General features: G+C 47.1%; 13 protein-coding genes and 14 tRNA genes. 25 read left to right on the top strand and 2 right to left on the bottom strand.

Annotation, left to right across the window (positions count from 1 at the left end):
• Window positions 1-14: 14 nt before the first annotated feature.
• The 20 genes from KNO87_RS06870 to KNO87_RS06775 all read left to right on the top strand — a co-directional run bounded on the left by KNO87_RS06870 (window position 15) and on the right by KNO87_RS06775 (window position 6,296).
• Window positions 15-89 (top strand) — tRNA-Asn (locus KNO87_RS06870).
• 11 nt (window positions 90-100) lie between these two features.
• Window positions 101-191: transfer RNA gene (locus tag KNO87_RS06865), tRNA-Ser, on the top strand.
• 20 nt (window positions 192-211) lie between these two features.
• A tRNA-Glu gene (locus tag KNO87_RS06860) sits at window positions 212-286 on the top strand.
• A 16-nt stretch (window positions 287-302) separates the two neighbouring features.
• Window positions 303-376, top strand: a tRNA-Met gene (locus KNO87_RS06855).
• Between the two features lie 9 nt (window positions 377-385).
• Window positions 386-461: transfer RNA gene (locus tag KNO87_RS06850), tRNA-Asp, on the top strand.
• 31 nt (window positions 462-492) lie between these two features.
• Window positions 493-568, top strand: a tRNA-Phe gene (locus KNO87_RS06845).
• A 5-nt stretch (window positions 569-573) separates the two neighbouring features.
• Window positions 574-657 (top strand) — tRNA-Tyr (locus tag KNO87_RS06840).
• Between the two features lie 3 nt (window positions 658-660).
• Window positions 661-731, top strand: a tRNA-Trp gene (locus KNO87_RS06835).
• A 17-nt stretch (window positions 732-748) separates the two neighbouring features.
• Window positions 749-824 (top strand) — tRNA-His (locus tag KNO87_RS06830).
• Between the two features lie 7 nt (window positions 825-831).
• Window positions 832-906, top strand: a tRNA-Gln gene (locus KNO87_RS06825).
• A gap of 4 nt (window positions 907-910) precedes the next feature.
• A tRNA-Gly gene (locus tag KNO87_RS06820) sits at window positions 911-985 on the top strand.
• 10 nt (window positions 986-995) lie between these two features.
• Window positions 996-1,069, top strand: a tRNA-Cys gene (locus KNO87_RS06815).
• A 9-nt stretch (window positions 1,070-1,078) separates the two neighbouring features.
• Window positions 1,079-1,159: transfer RNA gene (locus KNO87_RS06810), tRNA-Leu, on the top strand.
• Between the two features lie 96 nt (window positions 1,160-1,255).
• Window positions 1,256-2,317 (top strand): DUF2332 domain-containing protein, encoded by a 1,062-nt coding sequence (locus KNO87_RS06805; protein ID WP_353047456.1) that lies wholly within the window; start codon window positions 1,256-1,258, stop codon window positions 2,315-2,317.
• Window positions 2,318-2,445: 128 nt separating this feature from the next.
• Window positions 2,446-2,516: transfer RNA gene (locus KNO87_RS06800), tRNA-Gly, on the top strand.
• Between the two features lie 67 nt (window positions 2,517-2,583).
• Window positions 2,584-3,732 carry a tRNA epoxyqueuosine(34) reductase QueG gene (queG, locus tag KNO87_RS06795; RefSeq protein WP_214794564.1) on the top strand — a complete coding sequence of 383 codons (1,149 nt, stop codon included), beginning with the start codon at window positions 2,584-2,586 and terminating at the stop codon, window positions 3,730-3,732.
• Window positions 3,713-4,153, top strand: coding sequence for a methylated-DNA--[protein]-cysteine S-methyltransferase (locus KNO87_RS06790; protein WP_214794562.1), 441 nt, complete (start codon window positions 3,713-3,715; stop codon window positions 4,151-4,153). Before queG ends, KNO87_RS06790 begins: the two co-directional genes overlap by 20 nt.
• Before the next feature lie 11 nt (window positions 4,154-4,164).
• Entirely contained in the window at window positions 4,165-4,638 is a 474-nt protein-coding gene (gene trmL, locus KNO87_RS06785; protein WP_214789745.1) for a tRNA (uridine(34)/cytosine(34)/5-carboxymethylaminomethyluridine(34)-2'-O)-methyltransferase TrmL, read from the top strand.
• A 228-nt stretch (window positions 4,639-4,866) separates the two neighbouring features.
• Window positions 4,867-5,424 (top strand): DUF5366 family protein, encoded by a 558-nt coding sequence (locus KNO87_RS06780; protein ID WP_074032604.1) that lies wholly within the window; start codon window positions 4,867-4,869, stop codon window positions 5,422-5,424.
• Window positions 5,421-6,296: a hypothetical protein gene (locus KNO87_RS06775; RefSeq protein WP_214794560.1), complete on the top strand. Its 876-nt coding sequence runs from the start codon at window positions 5,421-5,423 to the stop codon at window positions 6,294-6,296. The genes KNO87_RS06780 and KNO87_RS06775 overlap by 4 nt, the downstream gene beginning before the upstream one ends.
• A 47-nt stretch (window positions 6,297-6,343) precedes the next feature.
• Here the strand turns inward: KNO87_RS06775 and KNO87_RS06770 are convergent, their stop codons facing one another.
• Window positions 6,344-8,131, bottom strand: a complete 1,788-nt coding sequence (locus KNO87_RS06770; protein WP_214794558.1) for a transglycosylase domain-containing protein — start codon at window positions 8,129-8,131, stop codon at window positions 6,344-6,346.
• A gap of 154 nt (window positions 8,132-8,285) precedes the next feature.
• On the opposite strand from KNO87_RS06770, the gene KNO87_RS06765 reads away from it, so the two are divergent.
• Genes KNO87_RS06765 through KNO87_RS06750 form a run of 4 tightly spaced genes read left to right on the top strand, consistent with a single transcriptional unit; the run spans window position 8,286 to window position 14,474 of the window.
• Complete coding sequence (locus KNO87_RS06765; RefSeq protein WP_214789737.1) at window positions 8,286-9,440, top strand: glucose-1-phosphate adenylyltransferase; 1,155 nt, start codon at window positions 8,286-8,288, stop codon at window positions 9,438-9,440.
• The gene (gene glgD / locus KNO87_RS06760; protein ID WP_251126761.1) at window positions 9,382-10,575 is read left to right on the top strand and encodes a glucose-1-phosphate adenylyltransferase subunit GlgD; all 1,194 of its coding nucleotides are present in this window, start codon (window positions 9,382-9,384) and stop codon (window positions 10,573-10,575) included. The genes KNO87_RS06765 and glgD overlap by 59 nt, the downstream gene beginning before the upstream one ends.
• 10 nt (window positions 10,576-10,585) lie before the next feature.
• Window positions 10,586-12,019, top strand: a complete 1,434-nt coding sequence (gene glgA / locus KNO87_RS06755) for a glycogen synthase GlgA (RefSeq protein ID WP_214794556.1) — start codon at window positions 10,586-10,588, stop codon at window positions 12,017-12,019.
• A 22-nt stretch (window positions 12,020-12,041) separates the two neighbouring features.
• Complete coding sequence (locus tag KNO87_RS06750; protein ID WP_214789733.1) at window positions 12,042-14,474, top strand: glycogen/starch/alpha-glucan phosphorylase; 2,433 nt, start codon at window positions 12,042-12,044, stop codon at window positions 14,472-14,474.
• Between the two features lie 52 nt (window positions 14,475-14,526).
• On the opposite strand, the gene KNO87_RS06745 is transcribed toward KNO87_RS06750, so the two are convergent.
• Window positions 14,527-15,342, bottom strand: coding sequence for a sulfurtransferase (locus tag KNO87_RS06745; RefSeq protein WP_214794553.1), 816 nt, complete (start codon window positions 15,340-15,342; stop codon window positions 14,527-14,529).
• A 100-nt stretch (window positions 15,343-15,442) separates the two neighbouring features.
• Here KNO87_RS06745 and KNO87_RS06740 point away from each other — a divergent pair, with 100 nt between their 5' ends.
• On the top strand, window positions 15,443-17,170 hold the full coding sequence (locus KNO87_RS06740) for a phospho-sugar mutase (protein ID WP_214794551.1): 1,728 nt from the start codon (window positions 15,443-15,445) through the stop codon (window positions 17,168-17,170).
• The last annotated feature ends 12 nt before the right edge of the window (window positions 17,171-17,182 follow it).

Raw genomic sequence — 17,182 nt, 5'->3', positions numbered from 1 at the left:
CCAGGCAAGATCGTTCCGCAATAGCTCAGTGGTAGAGCAACCGGCTGTTAACCGGTAGGTCGTAGGTTCAAATCCTACTTGCGGAGCCACTTTCTCTTTTGGAGAGCTGTCCGAGTGGCCGAAGGAGCACGATTGGAATTCGTGTAGGCGGCAAAACCGTCTCAAGGGTTCGAATCCCTTGCTCTCCGCCAGTTTTTCAAAATTCAAACATGGCCCGTTGGTCAAGCGGTTAAGACACCGCCCTTTCACGGCGGTAACACGGGTTCGAATCCCGTACGGGTCACCATTTAATTTTATATCGTCGCGGGGTGGAGCAGTCTGGTAGCTCGTCGGGCTCATAACCCGAAGGTCGTCGGTTCAAATCCGGCCCCCGCAATTAATGTCCGGTCTCGTGGTGTAGGGGTTAACATGCCTGCCTGTCACGCAGGAGATCGCGGGTTCGAATCCCGTCGAGACCGCCATTTTTATTTTTAAAAAATCAAGACTACATATGGCTTTGTAGCTCAGTTGGTAGAGCAAAGGACTGAAAATCCTTGTGTCGGCGGTTCGATTCCGTCCAAAGCCACCATATGTGGGGGGGTAGCGAAGTGGCTAAACGCGGCGGACTGTAAATCCGCTCCCTCGGGTTCGGCGGTTCGAATCCGCCCCCCCCCACCACTTAGGGGCATAGTTTAGCGGTAGAACTACGGTCTCCAAAACCGTCAGCGCGGGTTCGATTCCTGCTGCCCCTGTTTTTAATTTAATCATGGCGATTGTGGCGAAGTGGTTAACGCACCGGATTGTGATTCCGGCATTCGAGGGTTCAATTCCCTTCAGTCGCCCCATTATTATTGGGCTGTAGCCAAGTGGTAAGGCATCGGATTTTGATTCCGACATGCGAAGGTTCGATCCCTTCCAGCCCAGCCATTTTGCGGAAGTAGTTCAGTGGTAGAATACGACCTTGCCAAGGTCGGGGTCGCGGGTTCGAATCCCGTCTTCCGCTCCAATGACTTTTTGGCGCCATAGCCAAGTGGTAAGGCAGAGGACTGCAACTCCTCTATCGTCGGTTCGATTCCGACTGGCGCCTCCAACATAATATGCCGGTGTGGCGGAATTGGTAGACGCGCACGACTCAAAATCGTGTTCCTCTGGAGTGTCGGTTCGACTCCGACCACCGGTATCCGTATGACTCTAACTGAGGTTAGGGTCTTTTTTGTGTTCAATTTGCAGGGTAAGTGATCATTTTAATCGAATGGTTTAGGGTGTAGAAACAGGGGTGAATAACATCAACCAAAAAGAAATCGTAGAACGCTTCATCCGATTTGCTGACAACGAATCTGTAGGATCAAGTCGCTTGTATGAGATATTAGCTAGAGAAGTCGCTGAAAATGAATGGCTATTGTCTCTGTGTGAGGAGATACCTGATGGACAACCGGTGCCGAACCTGTTGTTTGGAGCTGTTCATGAGTTAGTACTTCAACACCAATCCGATAAACTAGCTATGTATTATCTGAGCGTGACGAAGAATCCAAAACAACCTGATGATGTATTTCCTTTTTTTCTGACGTTTTGTCATACATATGAAGCTGAGATTCGCAAGCGACTCATGACGCGACTTGTCCAAACAAATGAGATTCAGCGTTGCTCGTATTTATATCCGATTTTTATGAGAATCCAACAACAGACGAAGTTGCCACTCGGCTTACTCGAAATCGGAACAAGCGCAGGCCTCCAACTTTTTGTTGATCAGTATGCCTATGAGTATAATGACGTTCCGCTTGATCCGACAAATGCCTCATCTGTAAATATTTCAGTAAGCGTTGAATCGAAAGAACCGTTCCATCTCGAGGCGACAATTCCGCTCGATATCGGTACACGTCTCGGTATAGACTTGAATGTAATTGATTTAAAGGACGAAGCAGAACGGTCGTGGATGAATGCATTAATTTGGCCGGAGCATGAAACGCGCCGTCAAATGCTCGATGCTGCCATACAAGAAGTCGATTTTGACAAGGTGACACTCGTTGAAGGAGATGGCGTGTCTATATTACAAGAACTCACGACACGTATTCCTAAAACAGAGACACTGTGCATCTTCCATACGCACGTTGCGAATCAGATGCCACGTCCTGTGAAAGAAAATCTATTAGAGCAAGTGAGGCGGATCGGACAAACGCGAGACGTCTTCCATATTTATAACAATATTCAAGACCGTTTTCTTCATGTCGACATGTATCAATCAGGACGCTTGACGGAGTTGACGTATGCTGAGACAGAAGGGCATGGACGAGCATTTCGTGTGATCAGACCACTTGAATCGTTATTTGTACAGGCATAGTATTAGTGATTAAGGTATATTGAAATATTTTTTTCAGTGATTTTAGAAAAACTTACGAATACTTGTTGACAGTTTAATGGTATAGGTGTATATTAACTGTAGTCGCTTGAACGACAACAATATTTCATGCGGGTGTAGTTTAATGGTAAAACCTCAGCCTTCCAAGCTGATGACGAGAGTTCGATTCTCTTCACCCGCTTCATATCTCTCTGCCGAGTGGCGGAGAGATTTTTTGTATGCGAAAATATATAAAGGAGGTGAACGGAATGGACCCATACACATTAAAACAACAAATCCTCGAGTATGCCGAAACCATCGGGATCGACGAGTTGAAAGTGACAACGGCTGATCCGTTCATCGTCATGAAACAGCGACTTATTCGGCAGCAAGAGAAAGGGTTTGCCTCTGGGTTTGAAGAGCCCGACCTAGAGAAGCGTACAAATCCGGAACTTTTACTTGAAGAAGCCCAGTCAATCATTGCAATTGCGATTGCCTATCCAAGTAAGTTGAAGGATGCACCACGAAGTGTCGCTGGAGAGAGACGTGGGCTATTTGCCCGAGCCTCGTGGGGACTGGATTACCATCGCGCCGTCGGCAATCGATTAGAGCAGCTTCAAACGTACATTGAAGAGTTGGTTCCTGGAGTGCGTACGCGCTCAATGGTCGATACGGGTGAGCTCGTAGACCGAGCTGTCGCTGAACGGGCAGGGATTGGTTTTAGCGGAAAAAACTGCTCCATCATCTCACCTGAAAAGGGATCGTATCTATATTTGGGGGAAATGATTTTAGATGTCTATTTGCCGCCAGACGAAGCGATTGAAGATGGGTGTGGCGACTGTAATAAATGTATGACGGCATGTCCGACAACGGCCCTTGTGGAGCCAGGTGTACTGGATGCGAAACGTTGTATCGCCTATTTGACACAAATGAAAACGTTGATGCCACGAGAGTTTCGTTCGAAGCTCGGAGGTCGCTTATACGGATGTGATACGTGCCAGCAAGTCTGCCCGTACAACCGTAAAAAGGATTGGCGTCACCATGAAGAACTGTTACCGGAAGCAGAAATCGTCAAACCGCTGTTAGAGCCGCTCTTGACATTGAGTAACCGAGAGTTCAAACAAAAATTCGGACACTTATCTGGTGCATGGCGTGGAAAGAAGCCGATTCAGCGAAATGCGATTTTGGCACTCGCACATTATCGTGAACCATCTGCGATTCCGATTTTACGTGAATTTATTCGGAATGATGAACGAGAGGACATGCGAGCGACGGCGGTATGGGCTATCGGTGCAATTCTTGGTTCCGATGCCGACTCGATTTTTAAAGAGATTGAACGAAATGAAGCCTCTGACATGGTACATGAAGAGATTCGAATCTATCGAGAGGAGTGGGCACATGAAGATCGTGTCGTCTAAATGGGGACCGTTAGCGTATGAATTAAACGCAACAGGTAAGTTGACCGCTCTTGAGTTCACCACGCACGAACCGACGGAGGAAGCGCCTGACTGGTTACGGGAACTCATGATGCGCGTCGAACAGGATGGATTGAATGCATCGGATCGTACTTTCATCGAAATGAACGGGACGCCGTTTCAGCAGGAAGTATGGGATGCGCTGTTGACGATTCCATACGGGGAGACGCGGACGTATAAACAAATCGCGGAACAAATCGGTCGACCGAAAGCTGTGCGTGCGGTCGGGCAAGCGCTCAATCGAAACCCGTTACCGATTTTGTTTCCATGTCATCGGGTAATTGGAAGCAGTGGAAAACTTGTCGGTTTTGCAGGAGGATTGTCTGAAAAGCAACGTCTTCTTGAATTAGAAATGAAAAAGTGAGGGAATGAACTATGGCGATTCATGTCGTAATGTTTCAACCAGAAATACCAGCAAATACAGGGAACGTCTCACGTACGTGTGCGGCGACAAACTCGGTCCTCCATTTGATTCGTCCGCTCGGTTTTTCGACAGATGATAAAATGTTGAAGCGTGCGGGATTAGATTACTGGCAATTTGTCGATGTACGCTATCACGACTCAATCGAGGAACTATGGGAAAAGCATCCGGACGGTGAATTCTTTTATATCACAAAATATGGAGAACAATATCCGAGTGATTTAGACGTTTCGGACGTAGAAGGTGACTATTTCTTTGTGTTCGGTCGTGAAACGAAAGGTTTGCCGATGGAAGTCATCGAGAACAACTTAGACCGGTGCATCCGTCTTCCACAATCGAATCTCGTCCGTTCATTGAACGTGTCGAATACAGCTGCCATCATTGTGTATGAGGCTCTACGCCAACAAGGATATGCAGGGTTGAAATAAAAAAAGAGCCGGATTCGTAAGAATCCCGGCTCTTATTCGTTACCCTCAGGTTTACGGTTATATCCAGCTGTCAAAATCGCTGCGAGGAAGACGACGCTGATTCCAACCATCAATAATAGGCCCATCCAAAAATCCCCCTTTTAATCTCCATAACTATAAATAGTATAATATACTTGGTAGTAGAATTGCACTGAATATAAGAAATTACTGTGAAATTGGAGAAGGAACATGAAAACGAATGTGTACTTACTGAGCTATGCCCCACTCATCGGAATTATTTTGTTTTCCATGTCACTTGCGATTGCGACGTCCGAGTATGTGATCCAGTGGCTGAATCAAATTGGCGTATATAGTGAAATCATTGAACTGTTATCCGTGCAAGAAACGAAAGTATTCGTACTCGTCGTGTTCTTCACTATCTTCTTTATGTTGTTTAGTGCACTCAAACTGGTCGCCGATACGTTCAATCAACTCGGCTTCGCTTTTTTTGCGCGAGAAACAAACGGGACGTCACTCCATCGACTTAAGCCTGGAGCGATTATCTTCCTCATCGGTTCTGGGATCAGTTTTCTGTTTCTGAATACATTACTTGCTGTCATGGCCGTCCTTGTCTGTACGTTATTGATGTATCTCTTTTACTACGTCTGGCAAGTGAGTCAATCGATGTCCGTTCCCCGTGCAATCGGCTTGTTGCTCATGCAAGGTGTCATGTGGGCGACATTGATCAGTGGGTTAGGATGGTCGATTCTGCGGCTGTTTAATTCTGTCGGAGATATCATCTTATGAGAGAGAAATTTGAGCCGACGTTTGATGAAATAGAGGCGTGGTGTCAGACGTTTGTTCCAAAAGAAACGTTGTACTGGATCGATTCTACTTTCTTTGAAGATTTGCCGAGTAGTGTCCTCATTTTACCGAGAGAAGAGTTTTCCCGTCACCCCGCTTATAAAAATCCGCATCTTTCGAATGCCTATCTGACATGGATGATGGGAGAAGGCGTCACACATGTTGTCCATGCCCCGTCAAACGCGGTTGATGGTTTACGTCAGGACATCAAGTCCCGTCTTCTTGAATATCAGGTGAAGACGAATCGTGGGCTTGTTTTACCTCTTGCCGATGAGCAGCGGAATGAGGTATCAGATGACGCAATCGTGGAGAAGGATGGGCAATCTTTCATCGTCTTACACGAGTCGAACTGGAATGAACTTTCATTGAACATGCGTCATTCTCTTGCATTTAGTTATGCGAAAGAATGGGATGCATGGGAAGGGGAACGATGTGATGAACGGACACCAGCACATCTCGTTACATATGCGAATACATTTCCGATACTTGAAGGGAGTAATTGTCTGGCGGCGACGTTATATGCAGCCACACAAAGCGAATGGATGATTCACCAGTGGATTCATCCAGAGACATTTCTTCAGACGATTCAGCAGAGCGGTTTTGAAACGGTAACGGATGCTGTTCCGGAAGCAGGTGACGTCCTTACTTTTTGGAACGAACAAGAGCAACTTGTTCACGCCAGCTACTGTGTTCGAGAAAACCTATATTTCAACAAGCACGGTCAAGTTCGTTTTAACCCATGGAAACTCATAAATCACGATGAATTATTGAAACACTGGGGAAATTATCATATGCGAATCGAACGCAGAGTGTGAGTCATCAAAAAAGAGTCAGCTGATAAAATTCGGCTGACTCTTTTTAATCAATGTGCCTCTGTCCAGACGATTGCCGGGTAAGCACGGTTGGCAAGTTCGGGGAACGGTCGAGGCGTGTCGGCCCCAAGCCAAATCGCCGTGATGGTTTGATCTGTTAATCCGACGTACCACATATCTTTATTGTCATTCGTCGTGCCTGTCTTTCCTCCAAGGTATTCGTAATCACGTTTCACTTTACTCGCGTAACGTCCCGTTCCGTACGTCGTGACGGTCGTTAAAGCCTTCTTCATCACGTTCATGGTATCGGGAGACCAGACTGCCTCTTCTTTCAAAATAGGCGTCAGTGCGGGCTCACCAGATTTGAATGTGATTTGTTTAATCGTATGACCGGATGTATAGACGCCTTTGTTTAAGAACGGTGTGTAGGCTGCCGCGAGTTCTTTCGGAGAGACCCCTTGCGTGAGGCCACCGAGAGCGCTCGCCAAGTTTTCATCCTGTTCATCCCATTGACTGAACATCATGTCAGCCGTCTCGTAGGCGCGTCGCTGATCGAGTGCCGAAAAAGCCGCCAAGGCTGGTGTGTTGTAGGAGTAGGCTACCGCATCTTTCAATAACACATCGCCTAACACACGGTCGTGACTGTTCCCAGGACAGTAGGAACCGTAACATGTCGGTCGACCATCGAGAACTGTATCAAGCGTTGCCTTAGTCTCTTCGATGAACGGGGCGAACACGAGAATCGGTTTGATCGCGGAACCCGGTTGACGATAGGCTTGAGTCGCTCGGTTAAATTCACCGACTTGTGTCATTTCTGAATCGACCATCGCCACAATTCGTCCTTGAGGTGTCAGTTCTGTATATCCTCCGTTCAACCCGGATGGAAGTTGACTCATCACGGCTTTTGCTTTCGTCTGTTTGGCTGTCGATAAGTATGTCTCGATCGTCGCTTCATGCGTCGATAAATAGTCTCTGGCTTCGGCGTCATCCAAGTCATACCGTGAACGGACTAACTGAATCGCCTCGCGGACGACCGTATCCATATAATCCGGATATTGAATCGTTTGACTTCGGTAAGAAGCCTCTAGGTTCACACCATGATATTGGTCATAGGCACTCTTTGAGATGACACCTGCTTCAAATAGTTGTGTCAAAATCCGATCTTTTCGTTCGAAGTATGCATCTGAAGGATTAAGCGGGTCATAGAGTGACGGGTTATTCGGTACCGTCAATAAGTAGGCGAGTTGATTCCAGTTAAGATCGGCGAGCGGTCTCGAAAAGTATGTATCGGCCGCAGATTGAATTCCATATACATTATGTCCAAAGAAAATAACATTGCTATAAGCGGTTAAAATTTCTTTCTTGCTATAGTTTTTTTCAAGCGCTCGTGCAATCAATAATTCCTTTACTTTACGCTCATATGTCCGTTCATGAGTAAGGTAAACATTTCGTGCGAGCTGTTGGGTGATGGTGCTTCCACCTTGAACAGATGTCTCATTTGCGTTATTTATAAATGCCCTGGCAATCCCGCTCAAATCGTAGCCGGGGTGGGCGTTGAATTTTCGGTCTTCGATGACCATGATGGCTTCTTGAATGTGTTCGGGCAATGCCTTGGGTGAGACATCATTTCTGCGTCCTGCCAAGTAAATTTGCTGTTCGCCGCCATTGTAAGCGAGCGTGATGGCATGTTTCGACGAGAGTGGTTGGGCTGACACCAGCTCTTGTCCCCAAGATAAGATTTCATCAGTCTTTTTGATTTCTTCTTTCAATGCATTTGCGAGTGTCAAGGAAGTCGCTAATAGTCCCGCAAAAAATAAGATTCCAATCCAAGCTCTCATCGTTTCACCTCTTTCTATTCATTATATCGTCAAATTTACAAAAAAATAAAAATGTAAACGTTATCATATAATAATTCGAGAAGGAATACTTTAGGAAAGAGCGAAAAAGGGTAAAAGAGGTTGTATATTACGATTTTGAGGAGGCTTATTATTTATGAAGCAAGAAATGGTTGCAATGCTCCTTGCGGGAGGAGAAGGAAAACGATTGGGGCCTCTCACGCGAAAAACGGCGAAGCCTGCCGTTCATTTTGGCGGAAAGTACCGCATTATCGATTTCCCATTGTCAAACTGCACGAACTCTGGAATTACAACAGTCGGGGTGTTGACGCAATACGAGCCACTTGAATTGAATCGTTACTTAGGAATCGGGACGGCATGGGATTTAGATCGTCGCAATGGGGGATTAGCGATTCTTCCACCTTACCAAGCACAGTCGGGGAAAAATTGGTACGAAGGGACAGCGAATGCGATCTATCGTAACTTGAGCTATATCGACGCTTATGAGCCAGATTATGTCTTGATCCTGTCAGGAGACCACATCTACAAGATGGACTACGAGAAGATGCTCGAAGCCCATAAAGAAAGACAAGCTGATGTGACAATCTCCGTAATGGAAGTACCGTGGGACGAAGCGTCACGTTTCGGGATTTTGAACACGGCGGATGACCTACGCATCAATGAGTTCGAAGAGAAACCTGAAGAGCCGAAGAGCAACTTGGCATCGATGGGGATTTATATCTTCAACTGGAGTGTCTTGCGTGAGCATTTGATTAAAGATGCGGAGGATGAGACGTCAAGCTTTGACTTCGGGAAGAACATCATTCCAAACACACTTCTCCAAGGACTTGATGTTTTCGCTTATAAATTCAAAGGATATTGGAAAGACGTCGGAACCATTCAATCGCTTTGGGAAGCAAATATGGATCTGTTAGAAGAAGAACCACCATTTGATTTGTATGATCCGAACTGGAAAATTTATTCGGTCAATCCGAATCAGACACCACAATATATCGGTAAAGATGCCTGCGTCGAGCAGTCTGTGATCAATGAAGGGTGTCATATCGAAGGGGAAGTTCAACATTCGGTCTTGTTCTATGACGTTCGTGTCGGAGAAGGATCGCTCGTGAAAGACTCGGTCATCATGCCGGGAGCTAGAATCGGGAAAGATGTAACAATTCACAGAGCCATTGTCGCAAGCTGTGCAGTCATTGAAGACGGCGCGACAGTCGGTGAGCCGGGTGGTGAAATCGTTGTTATTGAACCACACGAAAACATTGAAAGCGGAACCGTCTTCAAACAAAGAGTTTGAAACGAGTAAAGATCGACGCAAGGAGGCGTTACTGTTGACGAACGATTTATTAGGGGTCATTAACTTAGGAACGGAGCAAGGTCTGTTTCCAGAATTCACAGGTCATCGTAATTTAGCAGCGGTTCCATTCTCGGGGCGCTATCGTCTGATTGATTTCACGTTGACGAATATGATCACACAAAACATCAGTCAAGTCGGGATTTTCACGTTAGACAAGTACCGCTCATTGATGGACCATCTCGGCTCGGGGAAAGAATGGGATTTGGACCGTTCACAAGGGGGACTTCACATTTTCCCACCTGCCTTAAAGCCGGACGGGGAAGCGTATCTTGGTGACTTAGCCAACTTCTCGATGCACCGAGAACATTTCATTCGCAGCAAGCAGCCGTATGTTGTCATTACGGGCTCGAACGTGTTGACGACGATTGACTATAACGACATGCTTGAGCATCACAAGTCGATGGGCGCGGACATTACGCTTGCCTATACGACGCATGAGCAGAAATGCGGCTACTGTCGTCCAATCCGCCTCGGCGAGAATGATCGCGTCGTTGGCGTGTCAGAACGCGGCTTTTCACCAGATGATGAATACGCTTATACAGAAACGATCGTCATGTCGAAAAATCTCTTTATGCGTCTCGTCGACGAAGCGACGTCTAAAGGAGAATACGATTTATTAGACGGTGTCATTCGCCCGCAGCTCCACCGTTTGCATGTACACGGCTACCATTATGTCGGAAAAATGCAGGTCATCCACTCGGTGCTTTCGTACTATAACGAAAGTATGCGATTGCTTCGTGGGGAAGGAATCATTTATGACTTCCCGCACATCTATACGAAAATCAAGCATGAGCCACCGACTCGTTATTTGAAAGGGTCAAAAGTGAACGAAGCGCTCGTCGCGAACGGGTGTAAGATTCATGGCGAAGTTCAAAACAGTATTCTCTTCCGTGGTGTTCAAGTGAGTAAGCACGCCCGCGTGAAAAACTCAATCATCTCGTCGAAGTCAATCATTGAAGAAGGTGCTGTCGTCGAAAACGCAATCCTGGATAAGGAAGTCGTCGTAAAACGAGGACAGGTCATCCGAGGTACAATCGACGAGCCGATTGTCATCGCAAAACGAACAGTGGTGTGAGGAGGATTTTATGAAAATTTGGTATGTTGCTTCAGAAGCGGCACCGTTCATGAAAACGGGGGGGCTCGCCGACGTTGTCGGTTCGCTCCCTCAAGCGGTGGCGGATTTAGGAGAAGAAGTGAGCGTCGTCATGCCGAAATATGGCTCGATTGCTGACGAATATGTGGACGAGATGGAATATTTGTTCGACCTGATCGTTCCGGTCGGTTGGCGGAAGCAATTCGGTGCGGTCTTGAAATTAGAGCGAGATGGCATCACGTATTATTTCATCGATAACGAGTATTACTTTAAACGTGACGGTGTCTTATATGGACACTTTGATGATGCGGAACGCTTTGCCTTCTTTTCACGGGCGGTTCTCGAAATGATTGGGAAGATGGAAGATGTACCTGATGTCCTTCATTGCCATGACTGGCAGACAGGGATTTTACCGGCCTTCTTACGAATTCATTATCAACATATTGAAGCGTATCAACGCATTCGCACAGTCTATACCATCCATAACCTGCAATACCAAGGGATTTTCCCAGAAGAGATTCTCGGCGAACTGTTACAGTTCGGTCCTGAACATTTTACGGCCGAAGGCATTCAACATAATGGTCTCGTCAATTACATGAAAGCCGGAATCGTGCATTCTGATCAAATTACGACCGTCAGCCCGTCATATCGAGACGAAATCATGGAACCGTATTACGGCGAAGGATTGGACGGGGCCTTACGTCATCGCGCGGTCGACGTCCGAGGGATTTTAAACGGAATCGATTTGGCAACGAACGATCCGTTTACAGATCCGCGTATCGAACAGACGTATAACCTCGATACGTATAAAGAAGGTAAACTCGCCAACAAGCGAGCGTTACAAGAACGACTCGGTCTTGAGGTTCGAGATGATGTCATGCTCATCGGGTTCGTTAGCCGTCTCGTCGACCAAAAAGGGCTCGATTTGATTAACGGAGTATTTGAAGAACTCGGTCAGTTGCCATGCCAATTCGCATTTCTCGGTTCCGGACAGCCAGAATATGAAGGAATCGTTCACGAGATGACAGCAGCACATCCAGGGAAAGTGGGCTCATGTATCGGTTTTGACATCGAACTCGCACACTTGATTTACGCTGGATCGGATGCTTTTTTAATGCCGTCACGTTTTGAACCTTGTGGACTCAGCCAATTGATTTCGATGCGCTATGGGACGTTACCGATTGTCCGTGAAACGGGTGGACTTCGTGACACGGTGAAGCCGTATAACGAGTTCACACAAGAAGGGACCGGATTCGGGTTCATGAACTATAATGCTCACGAAATGTTGGCAACAATCGAAAAAGCGATTCGTGTCTTCTATGAGAAAGAAAATTGGCATGCACTCGTCCATCAGGCGATGACCGCGGACTTTAGCTGGAAACAATCCGCCAAGCAATATCGTGAGTTATATCATTTATTCGCATGAGTGGAAGGAGCTAACTTGATTTATGTTCACAGATAAACAGAGCTTTGTCGACGCGTTTAAAGAACGATTCATCGCATTGAATGGGAAGTCGATCGAAGATGGGACAGAGCAGGAAGTGTATCAAACCTTGGCAACGATGGTGCGCGAACAGGCCATGCCAAAATGGATTCATACGCGCGACCGTCAAGAAGAAAAACATAGCAAGCAAGTCATCTACTTCTCGCTTGAGTTTTTATTAGGTCGTTTCCTGTACAACAACTTGTTGAGTCTAGACGTGTTAGAGCTCGTCAAAGAAGGACTCGAGGACCTCGGATATGACTTTACGGAGATCACAGAGCTAGAACCAGAACCGGGACTTGGAAATGGAGGTCTTGGTCGCCTAGCAGCCTGCTTCCTCGATTCATTGGCCGCGCTCAGTTTGCCTGGTCACGGGAACGGGATTCGTTACCGGTATGGGCTTTTCAAACAAAAGATTGTCGATGGGTATCAAGTCGAGTTGCCGGACAACTGGCTACGTGACGGGAACATGTGGGAGACGAGACGTCAGGATAAAGCGGTCGACATCAACTTCGGCGGATGGATTGAGATGAAGCAAATCGGTGATCGGTTGCGCGTCGTCCATCATCCAGACGAAGTCGTGAGAGCAGTGCCGTACGACATGCCCATCATCGGTTATCAAAATGACGTCGTGAATACGTTACGTCTTTGGAATGCCGAATCACCACTTGACGATGAGGCGTATTTGGAGAAAACGAAAGGGACGTATAAAGACTTGTTGCGACATAAACAGTCGATTGCGACCATTTCGGAATTTTTATATCCAGACGATACGACGTATGAAGGAAAAGTATTGCGTTTAAAACAACAGTACTTCTTTGTGTCGGCAGGGATTCAATCGTTGCTCGCTTCTTATATGAAACGGAATAAATCCCTCAAACAATTAGGGGACCATTATGCCATCCATATCAACGATACGCACCCGGTTGTCGCAATCCCTGAACTGATGCGAATCTTGATGGATGAGCATGGATATGGTTGGGATGAGGCGTGGCGCATCACGAAGAGCGTCATGTCGTTCACGAACCATACGCTCCTCGCTGAAGCGTTAGAGAAATGGCCGGTCGAGATGTATCAACGACTATTACCACGTGTGTATCAGATTATCGAAGAGATTAATCGACGCTTCTGTCGGGACGTATTAGTCAACTATCCTCATCTTGAATCACATATGGGTGAAATCGCAATCGTGTCGAATGAACACATCAATATGGCGAACCTAGCCGTCGTTGGCTCGCATTCCACGAACGGGGTTGCCCAGATTCATACCGATATCTTGAAACAGCGTGAGATGCGTTATTTATATGAGATGTTCCCGCTTCGCTTCAACAACAAGACGAACGGAATCACACATCGACGTTGGCTCTTGAAGTCGAATCCACGATTGTCTGATGCGATTACGGAGGCGATTGGTCCGTCATGGATTGAGCATCCGAACGATTTGGAGAAGTTGATGGGTGTCTCGAAAGATAAGAGTTTCCAAGAGATTGTGATGGATGTGAAACAACAGAACAAATTTGATTTGGCTGCTTACATTCAGGAAGAGACGGGAGAAACCGTTGACCCACACTCAATTTTTGACGTTCAAGTCAAACGTCTCCACGCCTATAAGCGTCAGCTTTTAAACGCTCTTCATATCCATGCACTTTACTTGAAGATTCAAGCGGATCCGACGTTTACGATGGTCCCGCGTACGTTTATTTTTGGTGCGAAGGCTGCACCGGGGTACCATTATGCGAAAGAAATCATTCGCTATATCAATGCGCTTGCTACTTTAATCAATAAAGATAAGCGGGCGAGCCAATTCATCAAAGTCATCTTCCTCGAGAACTACCGTGTCTCGATGGCTGAACGTATTTTCCCAGGGTCTGACTTGAGCGAACAAATTTCGACGGCGAGCTACGAGGCATCGGGTACCGGCAACATGAAATTCATGATGAACGGTGCGTTGACAATCGGTACGCTAGATGGGGCCAATATCGAGATTCGTGACGCGGTCGGAGACGATCATATCTTTATTTTTGGGTTATCCCCACAAGAAGTCATGAACTATAAAAAATTCGGGGGATATCATGCGGCGGAGATTTATCACGCTCATCAAGAAATCAAAGATGTGGTTGACGGTCTCGTCAATGGGACGTTCGATAAGGTGGGCGAATATCAGTTCCAGTCGATTTTCGATTCACTTCTCGTCTATAACGATGACTTCCTCGTATTGAAAGACTTCGTCTCCTATATGCGAGCACAGCGACGTGTCGATGAAGTATTCAGCGATCGTTCGCGTTGGGCAGAGAGCTCAATCGTCAACACGGCAAAATCGGGGATCTTTTCAAGTGACCGGACCATCACGGAATATGCGAATGCGGTCTGGAATATCAAACCGACGAGCGTTAAATAAAGATTTTTTGGAATAACATTTAAATCGGTGTAAAATAAAAACGATCCACCCGTCACGGGTGGACCTCGTTTTCTGGATAGCTGATCCAGTCAGAATAGGATCCTGGATAGAGTCGAACATCGTCTTTACCGAGGGCGTGTAGCGCCAGAATATTGACACAGGCGGTCACACCACTACCGCAATAAAAGATTGGATTTTCGACAGAAAGAACGTCTTTATAGAGTTCTTTTAAATCGTGAAAGTCCTCTAATGTACCGAGCTCCGTGATGGCCTCGGCATAAGAACAGAGCAACGCGTTCGGGATATGACCTGCCTTTTTGTCAATCGGTTCATGTGACCCGTTGAAGCGGTCTTCTGTTCGTGAATCATAGAGGGAGCCGCTCGTGGCAACTTTCACCTCTTCGAGTGTCGCGATCATGTCGTCTCGGAAGTCTGGTGTATAGTCACTTGCTGGATAGTCTGGGACGTCCGTCGTAGTCTCACCACAATAGGTGATGCCAGATTGGATGCCGCCTTCTAAGACAACGACCCGTTCGTGACCGGCCCATTTGAAGAGCCACCATGCACGAGCTGCGAATGGGAAGCCGTCATCATAAATGATGACCAAGTCTTCTTTATTAAGGCCGATGCGGCGGAGCGTTGCCGTCCATGCTTCTTTTGAAGGAAGCGGGTGACGTCCACCATGTTCGCCGAGCGGACCGGACAAGTCTTCCATCAAGTCGAGAAAGACAGCGTTCGGAAGGTGTCCCTTTCGGTAGACATATTTACCATAGGACGCGTCGTTTAGTGAATATCGGCAATCGATGAAACGAATCGAGTTCGTATGCACGATTTGTTTTAATTCTTGGGCACGCATTGTTGGAAACATTAATATCACCTCGAGGTTTCGTTACTCTCATCGTATACAAGATGGAAGCAATTGGCGAGTACTTCGATTGAATTTTTTGAGGGTGAAAGGGGAATGAATCATGACATGGCAACAAACATATGACCGTTGGAATCAATTTGAAGGGCTAGCACCGCATTTACGTGCGGAACTTGATGAGCTCGCAAAGGATGAGACGACGTTAGAAGATGCATTTTATAAGACGCTTGAATTCGGGACAGGCGGGATGCGCGGAGAAATCGGACCAGGTGCGAACCGAATGAACGTGTATACGATTCGAAAAGCATCACAAGGCTTTGCGGACTTTATCGCTGCTTCAGGAGAAGAGGCGAAACGTCATGGTGTCGTGATCGCCCATGACTCTCGTCATTTTTCACCTGAGTTTGCTTTGGAGGCGGCGCGGACGCTTGCGTCAAACGGAATCAAGACGTACTTGTTCCCAAGTTTGCGCGCTACACCCGAACTCTCGTTTGCCGTACGTCATTTGAATGCGTTCGGTGGCATTGTCATCACAGCGAGTCACAACCCGCCAGAATATAACGGGTTCAAAGTGTATGGAGCAGACGGTGGGCAACTTCCACCAGCGGAAGCGGATGAACTCGTCAGTTACGTCAATGCGATTGAAGATGAGTTGAAGATCGAGATTGAAGATGAGGCGGCGCTTCGCCAAACGGGGCTCCTCGTCACAGTCGATCCATCCGTCGATGAAGCTTATATGGAAGCACTCCAGTCGATTCGGATTCATCGTGACATACAGGATAGCCCCCTTCAGATCGTCTATTCGCCGCTCCACGGAACGGGACGCCGTCCGGTCATGGAAGGATTGAAAGCATATGGGTTTAACCATGTGACGATTGTAGAAGAGCAGGCAGAACCAGACGGTGCCTTCCCGACCGTCAGCTATCCGAACCCGGAGGAAAAGGCTGCATTTAAACTAGCGATGGAATACGGAGATCGTGTCGGGGCCGATTTACTCATGGCGACCGATCCGGATGCGGACCGTGTCGGCTTGACGGTACGCGGGCGTGACGGGGAATGGTTCGTCTTGACTGGGAACCAGACGGGTGCGCTCTTAATGGAATATATCCTCTCACAAAAGAGCGAGACGGGAACACTCCCATCGAACGGCTTCGTCGCTAAGACAATCGTCACGTCAGAACTCGGTGCCGCGATCGCGAAAGCTTATGGCGTACACCTTGAGAACACGTTGACGGGATTCAAATTCATCGGCGAGAAAATCAAACAATATGAGGAGTCAGGTGAATATGAATTCCTCTTTGGCTATGAAGAAAGCTACGGCTATTTGATTGGCGACTTCTGTCGCGACAAAGATGCTGTCCAAGCTTGTTTACTCGCAGCGGAGATGGCGGCCTACCATAAGCAAAACGGCCGGACGCTCTACGATGCGTTGCAATCGATTTATGAGAAGTACGGCTTCTATGAAGAGTCATTACAGTCGATGACGCTAAAAGGGAAAGCAGGTCTCGAACAAATCGGGCGAATGATGGAAGCGTTCCGTGCCAATCCACCAAAAGAAGTCGGTGGGTATGAAGTCGTTCGTTTCGAAGACTATAAGAAGCAAGTGGCAACTGACTTACGGACAAATACGTCTGAAGCCATCGAGTTGCCTTCATCGAACGTCTTAAAATTCGTCTTTGCGGACGGGTCTTGGTTCTGCCTTCGCCCATCTGGTACAGAGCCGAAAATCAAGTTTTACTTTAGTGTACACGCGGATCGCGCCGAGAAGACGACGGCGAAACGTGAAGCGATTGAAGCAGACGTCATGAAACAGGCAAAAGCCATCGACTGATGGGAGACATCA

Source organism: Exiguobacterium sp. s34, assembly GCF_018617435.1.
GTDB classification, from domain to species: Bacteria; Bacillota; Bacilli; order Exiguobacteriales; family Exiguobacteriaceae; genus Exiguobacterium; species Exiguobacterium aestuarii.
Note: the sequence above shows the minus strand (reverse complement) of the source record. Positions and strands in the feature narration are given on the sequence as shown.